This is a genomic window from Sandaracinus amylolyticus, from assembly GCF_000737325.1.
GTDB classification, from domain to species: domain Bacteria; phylum Myxococcota_A; class Polyangia; order Polyangiales; family Sandaracinaceae; genus Sandaracinus; species Sandaracinus amylolyticus.
In genome coordinates this window covers 3,933,272-3,947,017 of sequence record NZ_CP011125.1, presented here as the reverse complement: position 1 = coordinate 3,947,017, position 13,746 = coordinate 3,933,272, and the positions used below count along the sequence as shown (strand labels likewise).

At 68.7% G+C, this 13,746-nt stretch carries 11 protein-coding genes; 9 read left to right on the top strand and 2 right to left on the bottom strand.

Annotated elements, in window-relative coordinates:
- The first annotated feature begins 41 nt into the window (after window positions 1-41).
- The 7 genes from tig to DB32_RS16820 all read left to right on the top strand — a co-directional run bounded on the left by tig (window position 42) and on the right by DB32_RS16820 (window position 9,614).
- Entirely contained in the window at window positions 42-1,352 is a 1,311-nt protein-coding gene (gene tig / locus DB32_RS16850; RefSeq protein ID WP_053233480.1) for a trigger factor, read from the top strand.
- A gap of 54 nt (window positions 1,353-1,406) precedes the next feature.
- Window positions 1,407-2,027 (top strand): ATP-dependent Clp endopeptidase proteolytic subunit ClpP, encoded by a 621-nt coding sequence (gene clpP / locus DB32_RS16845; RefSeq protein ID WP_338054932.1) that lies wholly within the window; start codon window positions 1,407-1,409, stop codon window positions 2,025-2,027.
- 214 nt (window positions 2,028-2,241) lie between these two features.
- Window positions 2,242-3,501: an ATP-dependent Clp protease ATP-binding subunit ClpX gene (clpX, locus tag DB32_RS16840; RefSeq protein ID WP_053233479.1), complete on the top strand. Its 1,260-nt coding sequence runs from the start codon at window positions 2,242-2,244 to the stop codon at window positions 3,499-3,501.
- Between the two features lie 102 nt (window positions 3,502-3,603).
- Window positions 3,604-6,120 (top strand): endopeptidase La, encoded by a 2,517-nt coding sequence (lon, locus tag DB32_RS16835; RefSeq protein WP_083457428.1) that lies wholly within the window; start codon window positions 3,604-3,606, stop codon window positions 6,118-6,120.
- Between the two features lie 124 nt (window positions 6,121-6,244).
- Window positions 6,245-6,982, top strand: a complete 738-nt coding sequence (locus tag DB32_RS16830) for a hypothetical protein (protein WP_157069106.1) — start codon at window positions 6,245-6,247, stop codon at window positions 6,980-6,982.
- Entirely contained in the window at window positions 6,982-8,556 is a 1,575-nt protein-coding gene (locus DB32_RS16825) for a GH3 family acyl-acid amido synthetase (RefSeq protein ID WP_053233477.1), read from the top strand. Before DB32_RS16830 ends, DB32_RS16825 begins: the two co-directional genes overlap by 1 nt.
- Window positions 8,553-9,614 carry an aromatic ring-hydroxylating dioxygenase subunit alpha gene (locus DB32_RS16820; protein ID WP_053233476.1) on the top strand — a complete coding sequence of 354 codons (1,062 nt, stop codon included), beginning with the start codon at window positions 8,553-8,555 and terminating at the stop codon, window positions 9,612-9,614. The genes DB32_RS16825 and DB32_RS16820 overlap by 4 nt, the downstream gene beginning before the upstream one ends.
- Here the strand turns inward: DB32_RS16820 and DB32_RS16815 are convergent.
- On the bottom strand, window positions 9,611-10,726 hold the full coding sequence (locus DB32_RS16815) for a hypothetical protein (protein WP_053233475.1): 1,116 nt from the start codon (window positions 10,724-10,726) through the stop codon (window positions 9,611-9,613). The two genes, DB32_RS16820 and DB32_RS16815, sit on opposite strands and share 4 nt — an antisense overlap.
- Before the next feature lies 1 nt (window position 10,727).
- Complete coding sequence (locus DB32_RS46800) at window positions 10,728-11,696, bottom strand: fatty acid desaturase family protein (RefSeq protein WP_053233474.1); 969 nt, start codon at window positions 11,694-11,696, stop codon at window positions 10,728-10,730.
- A 90-nt stretch (window positions 11,697-11,786) separates the two neighbouring features.
- Here DB32_RS46800 and DB32_RS46795 point away from each other — a divergent pair, with 90 nt between their 5' ends.
- Complete coding sequence (locus tag DB32_RS46795) at window positions 11,787-12,725, top strand: esterase/lipase family protein (protein WP_053233473.1); 939 nt, start codon at window positions 11,787-11,789, stop codon at window positions 12,723-12,725.
- Window positions 12,722-13,729, top strand: a complete 1,008-nt coding sequence (locus tag DB32_RS46790; protein ID WP_053233472.1) for a fatty acid desaturase family protein — start codon at window positions 12,722-12,724, stop codon at window positions 13,727-13,729. The genes DB32_RS46795 and DB32_RS46790 overlap by 4 nt, the downstream gene beginning before the upstream one ends.
- Window positions 13,730-13,746: the final 17 nt, after the last annotated feature.

The following is a 13,746-nucleotide window of genomic DNA, read 5'->3' as shown; positions in this document are numbered from 1 at the left end:
GCCTTCCAACGCCCGCCCTCACAGAAAGCGCGCACGGAGCCATGCAGTCGCAGGTCAGCGAGATCGATCCCGTCACCGTCGAGATCCAGGTCGAGGTTCCCTGGGATCGCGTCCAGAAGAATTTGGACGAGACGTTCACGAAGCTGCAGCGGACCGCGCGCATCAAGGGCTTCCGCCCGGGCAAGGCGCCGCGCAACGTGCTCCAGCGTCTCTTCTCGAAGGACGTGCAGGCCGAGGTCGTCTCGAACCTCGTCGAGGAGAGCGTCGTCCAGGCGGTGCAGCAGCACTCCATCCCCGTCGTCTCGCAGGCGATGATGGACGCGCGCCCCGAGCTCACGCAGGGCCAGCCCCTCACCTTCAAGGTGAAGTTCGAGGTGCGCCCGAAGGTCGAGAACCTCGAGACGACGCTCGAGCTGACGCGCACGCCCGCGACCGTGAGCGACGCCGAGATCGAGCAGGAGATCGAGCGCCTCCGCCAGCAGCACGCGATCGTGCGTCCCATCGAGGGCGAGCGCGCCGCGCAGAAGGGCGACGTCCTGATCATCGACTACGCGGTGACGATCGACGGCGAGGCCAAGCCCGACATGAAGGGCGAGAACCGCACGGTGAACCTCGGCGAGGGTCGCCTGCTCGACGAGATCGACGCGGGCCTCGTGGGCGCGAAGGTCGGCGAGAAGAAGAACATCGAGATCGCGCGCGGCGACGATGACGCGAACAAGGAGCTCGCGGGCAAGAAGGTCGTGTTCGAGGTCGACGTGAAGGAGCTGCGCGAGCGCGTGCTGCCCGACGTCGACGACGAGTTCGCGAAGGACGTCGGCGAGTACGAGACGCTCGCGGACCTCCGCACGAAGCTGCGCGCGCGCCTCGAGGAGAGCGCGAAGGCCCGCAGCGAGAGCCAGCTGCGCGAGCAGGCCGTCGAGAAGCTCGCCGAGAAGAACCCGATCCCGGTCCCGCCGTCGCTCGTGGATCAGCAGCTCCGCGCGATGCTCCAGGAGTACATGCAGATCATGCAGATGCTCGGGCAGCAGCCGGACTTCGGGAAGGACGGCTTCGACGAGATGCGCAAGCGCGCGGAGACGAAGGTCCGCGCCGCGCTCCTGCTCGGTGAGCTCTCCCGCAAGGCCGAGATCAGCGTCGCGGCCGACGAGGTCGAGGCGAAGATGCGCGAGATGGCCGAGAAGACGGGCAAGCACATCGCCAAGGTCAAGGCCGACTACGCGGGCGAGAAGCGCGAGCAGCTCGAGACGCAGATCCTGGAAGACAAGCTGATCAAGCACCTGCTCGAGCGGGCTACGATCACCGACGCCGCGCCTACTTCTTCGGAGAGCGCCGCTTCCGCCGCGGCCACCTGAGCGCTAGTTTCCTTCCCACGCGCCGACGCTCGCCGACGCAGGAGCATTTCGCCGATGAACGACCGTCCGATCGACCCGGCACGCATGACGTACTTCCCGCACGTCTACGAGACCACGCACCGCGGTGAGCGCGCGTGGGATCTCTGGAGTCGCCTCCTCCGCGATCGGATCATCTTCCTCGGCAGCGAGATCAACGACGACGTCGCGAACGTGATCATCGCGCAGCTCCTGATCCTCGAGGGCGAGGATCCGGACAAGGAGATCACGATGTACATCAACAGCCCCGGCGGCGTGATCACGTCGGGGCTCGCGATCTACGACACCATGCAGTACGTGCGCTGCCCGGTGTCGACGGTGTGCCTCGGTCAGGCCGCGTCGATGGGCGCGGTGCTGCTCGCGGCGGGCACCAAGGGTCGTCGTCGCTGCCTGCCGAACTCGCGCGTGATGATCCACCAGCCGCACGGCGGCGCGCGCGGCCAGGCGACCGACATCGAGATCCAGGCGCGCGAGATCCTCCACCTGCGCGGCCGGCTGAACGAGATCCTCGCGAAGCACACCGGCCAGTCGATCGAGCAGGTGAAGAACGACACCGAGCGCGATCGTTTCCTCGCCGCGAACGAGGCCAAGGAGTACGGCCTCATCGACGAGGTCATCGCGCACCGGAAGCAGCTCTGAACCACGCGCTCGGAGCGTGCCCCTCCCTCTTCACGGGAGGGGCTCAACTCACCGGCCACCCGCGTTGCTACCGCGGAACGCCGGCACTAGACTCTCTCGGTGATTCTCGCGGTCGGGTGCGGCGCCGTCCTCTCGGAGGACGCGCGGCTCCGATCGAGACGAACGTCGCATCGAGAAGCTCAATTTTGCTCAGAGCAGGGGACGGGTCGGACTGATGCCGGTCGATCGTAGGCGCGACGAGGGTCACGGGAATCTGCAGTGCTCTTTCTGCGGCAAGTCGCAGAAGGAAGTGAAGAAGCTCATCGCAGGGCCGACGGTCTACATCTGCGACGAGTGCATCGCGCTCTGCAACGACATCATCGCGGAGGAGGTCGACCGCGAGGACTCGTTCCAGAGCGGGACGCCGCTGCCGAAGCCCAGCGAGATCAAGGCGGTTCTCGACGAGTACGTGATCGGACAGGAGCGCGCGAAGAAGATCCTGTCGGTCGCGGTCCACAACCACTACAAGCGCATCGACTCGCGCGTGGGGCAGGACGACGTCGAGCTGCAGAAGTCGAACATCCTGCTGATCGGCCCGACCGGCACCGGCAAGACGCTGCTCGCGCAGACGCTCGCCCGCGTGCTGAACGTGCCGTTCGCCATCGCGGATGCGACGACGCTGACCGAGGCGGGCTACGTCGGCGAGGACGTCGAGAACATCATCGTCCAGCTGCTCCAGAACGCCGATCACGACGTCGAGCGCGCGCAGCGCGGCATCGTCTACATCGACGAGATCGACAAGATCGCGCGCAAGGGCGACAACCCGTCGATCACGCGCGACGTGAGCGGCGAGGGCGTGCAGCAGGCGCTGCTGAAGATCATCGAGGGCACCGTCGCGAACGTGCCCCCGAAGGGCGGCCGCAAGCACCCGCAGCAGGACTTCCTGCAGGTCGACACGACCAACATCCTCTTCATCTGCGGCGGCGCGTTCGTCGGCCTCGAGCAGATCATCGAGCGCCGCATCGGCGAGCGCTCGCTCGGCTTCGGCGCGGACGTGCCGAGCAAGAAGGACAAGCGCCTCGGCGAGGTGCTCGCTCAGGCGCAGCCCGAGGATCTGATCAAGGCGGGCCTCATCCCGGAGTTCGTCGGTCGTCTGCCCGTCGTGGCGACGCTCAACGAGCTGACCGAGGAAGCGCTGATCGACATCCTCACCCAGCCGAAGAACGCGCTGGTCAAGCAGTTCCAGAAGCTGTTCGAGATGGACGGCGTGCGCCTCAAGTTCACCCGCAGCGCGCTCCAGGCGGTCGCGCGCGAGGCGCTCAAGCGCAACGCCGGTGCACGTGGTCTCCGCGCGATCCTCGAGAACGCGATGCTCGAGACCATGTACGACATCCCGGCGCGCTCGGGCGTGAAGGAAGTGCACGTCAACGACGACGTGATCCTTCGCGGAGAGAAGCCGCTGATGGTGCTGGAGAAGGAAGCCGGCCTCGCGTGATCCCTCCCGCGTGTTTCTCGGTGCCGTGATCGACGGCAACCGTGATACACGCATGAAGGGCCCTTGGTACGGCCTGATCTGATCGGGGGGAGGAGCGAGCGGATGTTCTTCAACAAGAGCGACAACGGCGGGGCGCCGAAGAAGCAGCGCGTGCTTCCGCTGCTGCCCCTGCGGGACATCATCGTGTTCCCGCACATGGTCGTGCCGCTCTTCGTGGGCCGCGAGAAGTCGATCGCCGCGCTCGAAGAGGCGATGGCGCAGGACAAGGAGATCCTGCTCGCCGCACAGAAGAAGGCGAAGACCAACGATCCGACGCCCGACGACATCTACACGATGGGCACCGTCGGATCGATCGAGCAGATGCTGCGCCTGCCCGACGGCACCGTGAAGGTGATGGTCCTCGGCAAGCGTCGCGCTCGCATCAAGAAGTTCGTCCCGAGCGACGACTTCTTCCTGTGCGAGGTCGAGAACGTCGAGGACAAGTACGTCGCGAGCGTCGAGCTCGAGGCGCTCACGCGCAGCGTGCAGTCGACGTTCGAGACGTACGTGAAGCTGAACAAGCGCATCGCGCCCGAGACGCTGATGCAGGTTCAGACCATCGACGATCCGGTCCGGCTCGCGGACGCGATCGTCGTGCATCTCTCCGCGGTGAAGCTCCACGACAAGCAGGAGATCCTGGAGACCACCGATGCCGCGAAGCGGCTCGAGCGCCTGTTCGAGCTGATGAACGCGGAAATCGAGATCTTGAACGTCGAGAAGAAGATCCGTTCTCGCGTCAAGAAGCAGATGGAGAAGACGCAGAAGGAGTACTACCTCAACGAGCAGATGCAGGCGATCCAGAAGGAGCTCGGCGAGCGCGACGAGTTCAAGTCTGAGATCCAAGAGCTCGAAGAGAAGATCAAGACGAAGAAGCTCTCCAAGGAAGCCGAGGGCCGCGTCAAGAAGGAGCTCCGGAAGCTCAAGATGATGCAGCCGATGAGTGCGGAGGCGACGGTCGTCCGCAACTACATCGACTGGGTGCTCAACCTCCCGTGGGAGGACAAGAGCGAAGAGAACTACGACATCGAGGCCGCGGAGCGCATCCTCGACGAGGACCACTACGGCCTGAAGAAGGTCAAGGAGCGCGTCCTCGAGTACCTCGCGGTGCAGGCGCTCGTCCGCAAGCTCAAGGGCCCGGTGCTCTGCCTCGTGGGGCCGCCGGGCGTCGGCAAGACGTCGCTCGCGCGCTCGATCGCGCGCAGCACGGGCCGCAAGTTCGTGCGCCTCTCGCTCGGTGGCGTGCGCGACGAGGCCGAGATCCGCGGCCACCGCCGGACGTACATCGGCGCGCTCCCGGGCCGCATCATCCAGAGCCTGCGCAAGGCCGGCGCGAACAACCCGGTCTTCCTGCTCGACGAGATCGACAAGATGTCGAGCGACTTCCGCGGCGACCCGGCTGCGGCGCTGCTCGAGGTGCTCGACCCCGAGCAGAACAAGTCGTTCAACGACCACTACCTCGATCTCGATTACGACCTCTCCGACGTCATGTTCATCACGACGGCGAACTCGCTCGGCGGCATCCCGATGCCGCTGCGAGACCGCATGGAGATCATCGAGCTCAGCGGCTACACGGAGTTCGAGAAGCTGAACATCGCGGTGCGCTACCTCGTGCCGCGACAGAAGCAGGAAGCCGGGCTCGAGCAGGCCGACGTCGATCTCACCGAGAACGCGATCCGCACGATCATCCATCACTACACGAAGGAGTCGGGCGTTCGTAACCTCGAGCGCGAGATCGGCAGCGTGTGCCGCAAGGTCGCGCGCCAGGTGCTGAAGGATCAGCAGCAGGGCAAGACCGGGCTCAGCTATCGCATCGCGGCGAAGAACGTCCCGCAGTACCTCGGTGTCCCGCGCTTCCGCTCGAACAAGACGAGCGAGCACGACGAGGTCGGCCTGACGAACGGCCTCGCGTACACGACGTACGGCGGCACGATCCTCGAGTGCGAGGTGAGCGTGGTGCCCGGCAAGGGCAAGCTCGTGATCACCGGCCTGCTCGAGAAGGGGATGCAGGAGTCCGCGCAGGCGGCGATGAGCTACATCCGCTCGCGCCAGCAGATGCTCGGGCTCGCGAGCAAGAGCGAGGACGGCGAGGACTTCCACTCGAAGGTCGACGTCCACGTGCACTTCCCCGAGTTCGTTCCGAAGGACGGACCGAGCGCGGGCGTGACCATCGCGACGTCGATCGCGAGCGCGCTGATGAAGATCCCGGTGCGCCGCACGGTGGCGATGACCGGCGAGATCACGCTGCGTGGGCGCGTGATGCCGATCGGCGGGCTCAAGGAGAAGATGCTCGCGGCGCATCGCGCGGGCATCCAGACGATCCTCGTGCCGCGCGAGAACCGGAAGGACCTGCGCGAGATCCCGAAGCGCGTGCTCAACGCGATGCGCGTCGTGCTCGTCGAGCACATGGACGAGGTGCTGCGCGAGGCGCTCGTGCTCAGCGATCCCGACGCGGTCTTCGGCAAGCGCGTGCGCCCGATGGAGTACGTCGGCGGGCGTCTCGTGGAGCACGGTGACGGCGGCGAGGGGCCCGGCGAAGGCGTCCCGACGCCGACGGTCGAAGCGCCCGGCGCGCAGCAGTAACGAACCCACAGCCAGCGAAACGAAGCGGACGGGCAGGTTGACGCAGTGCGTCGACTTGCCCGTTCTGCGTTGTCCTGTATCTCTGCCGGCCGTGCGGGAGCCACGCTTCACCCGAGCGCCGCTCGTGAGCCGGATCCGTGAGGTGCGCTCGCTCGCGCCCGCCGAGATCGACGCGATGTGGACGCTCTTCTCGCGTCACTACGACGACGTGACGCGCGAGACGTTCGAGCGCGATCTCGCGCGCAAGCAGCACGTCATCCTCCTGCGCGCTGCGTCCGACCCGGGCGGTGCGATGTCGCGGCAGATCGTCGGGTTCTCGACGATCGAGGTCGATCGGCGCGTCGTCGGTGGGCGCGAGGTCGTGTCGATCTTCTCGGGCGACACGATCGTCGAGCGGCGCTACTGGGGGACACGCGCGCTGCACCGCGCGTTCTTCCGCTTCGTCATGGCGCTCAAGCTCGCGAGCCCGACGGCGGCGGTGTACTGGTTCCTGATCACGAAGGGCTACAAGACGTATCTGCTGCTCACGCGGAACTTCCCGGAGCACTGGCCGCGTCACGATCGACCGACCCCGCCCTGGCAGCAGACGATCCTCGACGAGCTCGCGACGCGGCGCTTCGGCGATGCGTACGACGCACGCCGCGGCGTGCTGTGCTTCGCGGACTCGGGGCACGGACGGCTGCGCGCGGACGTCGCGCCGATCGATGCCGCGCTCGCGTGTGATCCCGACGTGCGCTTCTTCGTGGAGCGCAACCCCGGCGCGCCGCGCGGCGACGAGCTCTGTTGCCTCGGCCGCGTGGGCGTGGGGCTCGCGATGCAGTTCGGTCGGAAGCAGCTCGCGCGCGCGCTCGAGGGCGCCTGATGTTGCTCTCGGCGTTCCACACCGCGTGGATCGGCTCGATGCTCCCGGCGCAGCGGCGCTTCGCGCGCGCGCTCGCGAAGCCGCGCGAGACACAGCTCGCGAAGCTCGAGGCGCACCTGCGCGCGCATGAGGCGACCGCGTACGGTCGCGCGCACGGCTTCGAATCGGTGCTCAGAGCACACGATTCGCTCGGCGCGTGGCAGCGTCGCCTGCCGGTCGCGCGATGGGACGCGCTCGAGCCGTGGATCGACCGCGTCGCGCACGGCGAGCCGCGCGTGCTGAGCGTCGAGCCGCCGCGCTGCTTCGAGCGCTCGGGCGGATCGACGTCGGCGACCAAGCTCCTGCCGATCACGGCGCGCTTCTTGGCCGAGATCGGCGAGGCGACGTCGTCGTGGCTCGTCGATCTGCATCGACGTCATCCGCTGATCGGCAGGCGCAGCTACTGGTCGATCTCGCCCGTCGCGCGCGCTGCGCAGCGCACGCCGGGCGGCATCCCGATCGGGATGAGCGACGACGCCGAGTATTTCGGCAGCATCGCGCGCGACGTGATCGCGCGCTCGATGGCCGTGCCGTCGCACGTCGCGAGCGCGCCGGACGTCGACACGTGGCGCAGCGAGACCGTGCGACACCTCTTGTCGGCCGGAGACCTCGCGCTGATCTCGGTGTGGTCGCCGAGCTTCCTGACGCTCTTGCTCGAGTGGACCGAGGCGAACCTCGACGCGCTCCTCGGGACGATCCCGGTGCGGCGCGCGGAGTCGATCCGTCGTGGGCTCGATCGCGAGGGGCGCTTCGTCGTGGAAGCGCTGTGGCCGGAGCTCGCGCTGATCTCGTGCTGGGCCGATGGGCCCGCGCGCGCCCTCCTGCCCGTGCTGAAGCGCTTCGTCGCGCGCACCACGATGCAGCCGAAAGGACTGCTCGCGACCGAGGGCGTGGTGAGCGTTCCGCTCGGCGACGAGGAGAGCGCACCGATCGCGATCACGTCGCACTTCCTCGAGTGGATCGATCTCGACCATCCGACGCGCGCGCCGCTGCTCTCCGACGCGCTGCGCGTGGGCGGCACGTACTCGCCGCTGCTCACGACCGGCGCGGGCCTCGCGCGTTATCACCTCGCGGACGTCGTGCGCGTCGTCGGCATGGAGCGCGCGACGCCGCGCATTCGCTTCGAGGGCAAGCTCGATCGCGTGAGCGACGTCGCGGGCGAGAAGCTTCACGCGTCGTTCGTCGAGCGCTGCGTCGACGACGCGCTGCGCGCGACGATCGGCGACCCTCGCTTCGTGCTGCTCGCTCCTCGCGAGCGGCCCGCGGGCTATCGCTTGTACGTCGAGAGCGAGGCCGACGAGGGCTCGTTGAGCGAGCTCGCGAACGCGCTCGATCGCGGGCTCGCCGCGTCGCACCCGTACTCGTACGCGCGCGACCTCGGACAGCTCGCGCCGATCGATGCGCGTCGGGTCGCGCGCGGCGAAGCGCGGTACCTCGAGGTGATGATCGCGCGCGGCCAGCGCGCGGGAGACGTGAAGCCCTCGCGTCTCGACACCAAGGACGGCTGGGACGCGATCTTCGGAGTGCCCTCATGACGAGCATGCGAGCGCGCGCGGGACGGCTTCGGGATCATTGGTACGTCGCCGCGCGGAGCGACGAGGTCACGACCAAGAAGCCGCACGGCAGCGTGATCCTCGAGGAGCCGCTCGTCCTCTTCCGTACGTCGAAGGGGCGCGTCGTCGCGCTCGAGGATCGCTGCGCGCATCGCAACGCGAAGCTCAGCGAAGGTGACGTCTTCGACGATCGGCTCGGCTGCCCGTACCACGGCTGGACGTACGACTGCGAAGGTCGCCTCGTGAACGTGCCGAGCGAAGGGCCACGCTCGCTCCCGGTGCTCGAGTGCAGCGTGCCTCGCTTCCACGTGCTCGAGCGCTACGGGCTCGTCTGGGTGTGGATGGGCCACGGCGCGCCCGACGGAGCGCCCTTCGTGATCCCGCACTTCGACGCCGAAGGACGCAGCGACGAAGAGGGCTGGGGCGGCTACTGGATGACCACGGACTTCGCGAACGGGGTGACGAACCTCGTCGAGAACTTCATGGACGTCCCGCACACGGTCTTCGTGCACAAGGGCTGGTTCCGCCGCACCGCGAACAAGAAGATCAAGACGCAGGTCGAGCGCACGAAGGACAGCGTCCTCGTCACCTACGATCAGCCGTCCGACAGCATCGGGTTCACCGGGCGCATCCTGAACCCGAGCGGCGCGCCGATGGTGCACACCGACAAGTTCTACATGCCGAACGTCACGCGCGTGGACTACGACTTCGGCGGTGAGCGCGGGTTCGTGATCACGTCGACGTGCACGCCGCGCGGTCCGTTCGACACGCGCGTGTACACGCGCATCAGCTATCAGCTCGGTCGCTGGAACCGTCTCGCGCGGCACCTCCTCCCGCCGTACACGCGCGAGGTGATCCGACAGGACGTCGTGATCATGCGGAACCAGGGCGACAACCTGCAGCGCTACGGCGGCGCGCCGCGCTTCCTCTCGACCGCGGCAGACGTGCTGCACCAGCACATCGAGGCGCTGCGCGATCACGCGACGCGCGGCGAGGATGCGCCCGAGCCGCGCGTCGACGTGATCGAGATGTGGATCTAAACGAGCGCCATCTCGAAGCCGGGCGCGCGATCGAGCGTGATCGGCGCGCCCTCGTAGCCCGCAGCGTGCACCGAGTAGAGGGTGATCGGGACGCTCTCCACGACGTACGGCCGCAGCGCGGCACCCAGCGCGAACCGTGCGTACTCCGGGAGCGCGACGAAGTGCGCGCGCTCGTCGCGCGTTCGGTCGCGGACGAGATCGATCATCGCGCGCAGCACGTCGGGTCGATCGACCTCGAGGTGCGTGAGATAGAGGATCTTCATGGTCTCGCCGTCGCGCGGGATGCGCATCCACGGCTCGAGCACGCGCCCCGCGAGCGCGAGGTGGCGCGGCACGCGCGACACGAACGTCTCCTTCGCGGCGCTCGGTGACCACGGCGCGACACAGCCGACGATCGCGCCGCGCGCGTCCTCCGCGATCACGAAGCGCTCGATCGAGTGCCCCGGCCACGCGCGGAGCCGGCGCGCGAAGTCCCCGCGATATCCCGCGAATCGCGCCTTCTGCCGCGCCTCGTAGAACGCCGCGAGCGACTCGTGATCACGAGACGTCGCGGCGCGCACGCGCACGTCGCGGAGCCGCGGGCGCGGCCAGAGCGGCCATCGAGCGAGCACGCTCTGCATGCGGAACGGCGCGAGCGGCAGGTACGTCGGACCGCCCTTCCCTCTCCGATCGATCAGCGCCGCGCGCGCGAGCGTGTTCGCGTCCATCACCGCGGTGACGAACACCGACGCTCCGTCGAGCTCCTCGATCTCGCTCGCGCGCGCGACCAGCGCGCCGTACGCGCGGCGCCACGACACGAGCAGCCGGCGATCCTGCGCGATGCGCAGATCGCCGAGGTACGCGACCTTCACCGGGGCGCCGTGCGCCCATCCGTCGCGCACCGTGATCGTGCCGACGCCGCCGATCTCGCCCGCGCGCTCGCACACGATCACGAGGTGACGATCGCTCTGGCAGCGCAGCAGCGCGAAGAAGTCGGGCCCGCGTCGATACCCCACCTCGAACGCCGCGGTGCCCATCGGACGTCGATCGTAGAAGCGCACGATCGCGTCGTTGTCGGCCTCGGTCGCGAGGCGCGCGCCCGGGACGCCCTCGAGGATCTCGGCGATGCGCACGTCAGAAGTAGCGCTTGTCGAGCGCGGCGAGCTCGGCGTCGTTCGTCGGGAACGGACGCGGCGGGAGCGCCATCAGCAGCACGCGGTACCAGAGCGGCTGCGTCTCCTTCGGATCGCTCGCGCCGCGGAGCTCCTGCCACGGCATCGACGGGTGTCGGTGGTGCGTGAGGTTGTAGTTGAAGCTCAGGAAGAGCACGCGCACGAGCCAAGGCGCGCGCAGGTTGTACGTGCCCTCGATGACGTGGATCGGCGTGCGCAGGTGATAGACCCACTGCAGCCACGACCACGTGAACGCGAACGCGACGTACGCCGGCACCAGCGTCGCCGTCGACCACGGGCCCCACGCGAGCAGTGCGCCCCAGAACGCGTAGAGCACGAGCGCCTCGAGGCGCATCCGCGTCCAGTCGCGCTCCTTGAACTGCTCGAACATCGCGGCGTACGTGTTGAACCGCTTGGTGCGCGCGAGGAAGCGCACGAAGCGCCACGGGATGAAGAACGAGATCAGCGGGAACACGAGCCCGCCGAGCCACAGCCCGCCGCAGATCGCGAAGTAGTAGAGCGCGACCTTGAGCGCCGGCGCCTCGCCCGGATGGATGAACTCGCCGCGCTCCGCTTCGCTCCGGTTGCGCACGTGGTGCCCCCAGTGGTGCACGCGGTGGAGCGTCGCCGAGGTGCCGAAGAGCGTGCTGCCGACGAGCCCGATCGCGTAGTCGATCGCGGGCACCCAGTGCGCGTTCCGATGGAAGTGCTCGTGCATCATCGTGAACACGCCCTGCATCAGCAGGCAGAAGAGCGCGATCAGCGCGATGCGAAGCGCGACGTACGGCGCGAGCTCGACGGCGGTGAGCACCACGGCCCAGCCGAGCACCTGAGCACCGAGCACGACGAGGTTCTGTGTCCCGTAGCGCCCGCGCGAGCTCACGACGGGCTCGGTGCGCGGGACGTTCTCGCTGCCCGGAGCGTCTTTCATCGGTCGCACGGGGCGCGAGTGTGGGAGCGCGACGCGTGCGCGCGCAAACGGTCGCTTGCGCACGTGGTGAAAACGCGGGAACCCTCGCGCGTGCAGACGTCCGCTCGATGGCGCCCCGAGGGCTTCGACGCGTTCCGCGCGCTGTACCCCTCCACGCCGACGTTCGCGCTGCCCGAGCTCGCGACGACGAGCGAGTTCGCGGCGCGATGGGCCGCGCTCTCGAAGCTGCGCGAGGACGCGTGGCCCACGATGCTCGCGCCGGTCGTCGACCGCATCGCGGTGGTGTTCGTGCGCGGGTACCTCGGCAACTGGATGCCGGGGAACCTCATGGCGCCGACCCGCGCGCTGCGCGCGCTCGGCATCCCGGTCGTGCTCCATCGCAGCGCCGCGGAGGGTCCGATCGCGCGCAATGCGCGTCTCCTGGGCGACGCGATCCGCCGCGACGTCCCGAGCGATCGCGCGCTCGTGATCGCGGGGCACAGCCGCGGAGGGCTCGAGGCGCGATGGCTCGTCGCGCACGACGACGAGCTCGCGAAGCGCACGCACGTCGTGCTCACCTCGCAGACGCCGCGCGGCCCTTCGCCGGTGCTCGAGAGCATGCTGCTCGGCGCGCACCGCGCGACGCTGCGCGCCCCGCATCGCCGCATCGCGGAGGGCGTGCAGCGCGTCGGGCTCCACGCGATCGGCGCCGCGACCGGCGGTCGCGAGCTCACCCGCGAGGGCGTCGCGCGCGTGGTCGACACGCTCGCGCGCGCCGGCGACGTCACGCGCGTCATCCAGACCGCGTCGTGGTCGAGCGTGCCGACGACGTGGCTCGACTCGTTCCACGAGCGGCTCGGCGAGATCGCGCCCGGGCGCGCGCACGACGGTCAGTTCTTCCTCGACGATCTCGTGTGGCCCGGCCTGCCGCACGTGCTCCTGCCGCACCTCGATCACGCGCAGCCCGCGATGGGCGGTCACGGCTTCGATCACGTCCGGTACTGGCTCGTGATGCTCTCGCTCGCGCTCCAGCTCGAGGTGCCCCGATGAGCGCGCACGATCCCGAGCTCCACGATCCCGAGCTGGACGACGCGCACCTCGTCGACGATCTCGAGTCCTCGCTCGACGCGGCGCGCAGCGAGACGAAGCTCTCGCGCAGCGCGGTGCCACGCGAGCTGCTGCGCACCGCGACGCGCTCGGGCCTCTTGCGCATGGCGCTCGAGGAGTGGGCGATGCTCGCCGTGCTCTGGACCGCGATGCTCCTGACGCCGTGGTGGTGCTACCCGGTGCTCGCGCTGCTCGTCGCGGGACGCCTGCACGCGCTCGGCATCCTCATGCACGACTGCTCGCACATGCCCATGCGCGACAAGGACGTCGTGGTGCGCGTGCTCGAGGTGCTCTGCGCGTACCCGATCGCGACGACGATGAACGCGATGCGCTACCACCACCTGCGCCATCACCGCGACAGCGGGATGCGCAGCGATCCGTACTTCAAGGCGAACCTCGAGGGCCGCCCGCTGACGTACGCGCTCAACGTGCTGCGCGGCGCGGTGCTCATCCCGTTCTGGACGCTGCGCGTGCCCGTCGGTCTGCTCGCGGTCGTGTGGCCGCGCGCGCGCAACGTCTACGGGCGCGTCTGGCTGCAGGACCGTTCGGGCAAGGACCTCACCCACTCGCGCGAGGTCGTCGACTGCGGTCGCGCCGAGCTCGGCCAGGGCGTGTTCCAGGCGCTCGTCGTCGCGGCGTGGATCGCGTCGCCGCGCGAGGTGCTCTTCGGCTACGTGATCCCGGTCACGATCACCGGCCTGCTCGCGGCGTGGCGCCTCTTGCAGGAGCACAACTACGTGCGCGCCGAGGATCGCAGCCTCGCGACGATCCTCGCGACGACGAACGATCATCACCTGCGCTGGATCGACAAGCTCGTGCTCGCGCCGCGCAACATCGGGCACCACGTCGCGCATCACCTGCACCCGCAGGTCGGCCTCGAGCACCTGCCCGCGCTGCGCGCGTGGTACGTCGAGCGGTTCCCCGATCGTTATCCGCGCCCCCAGTGATTGCGCGCGTCGCGGTC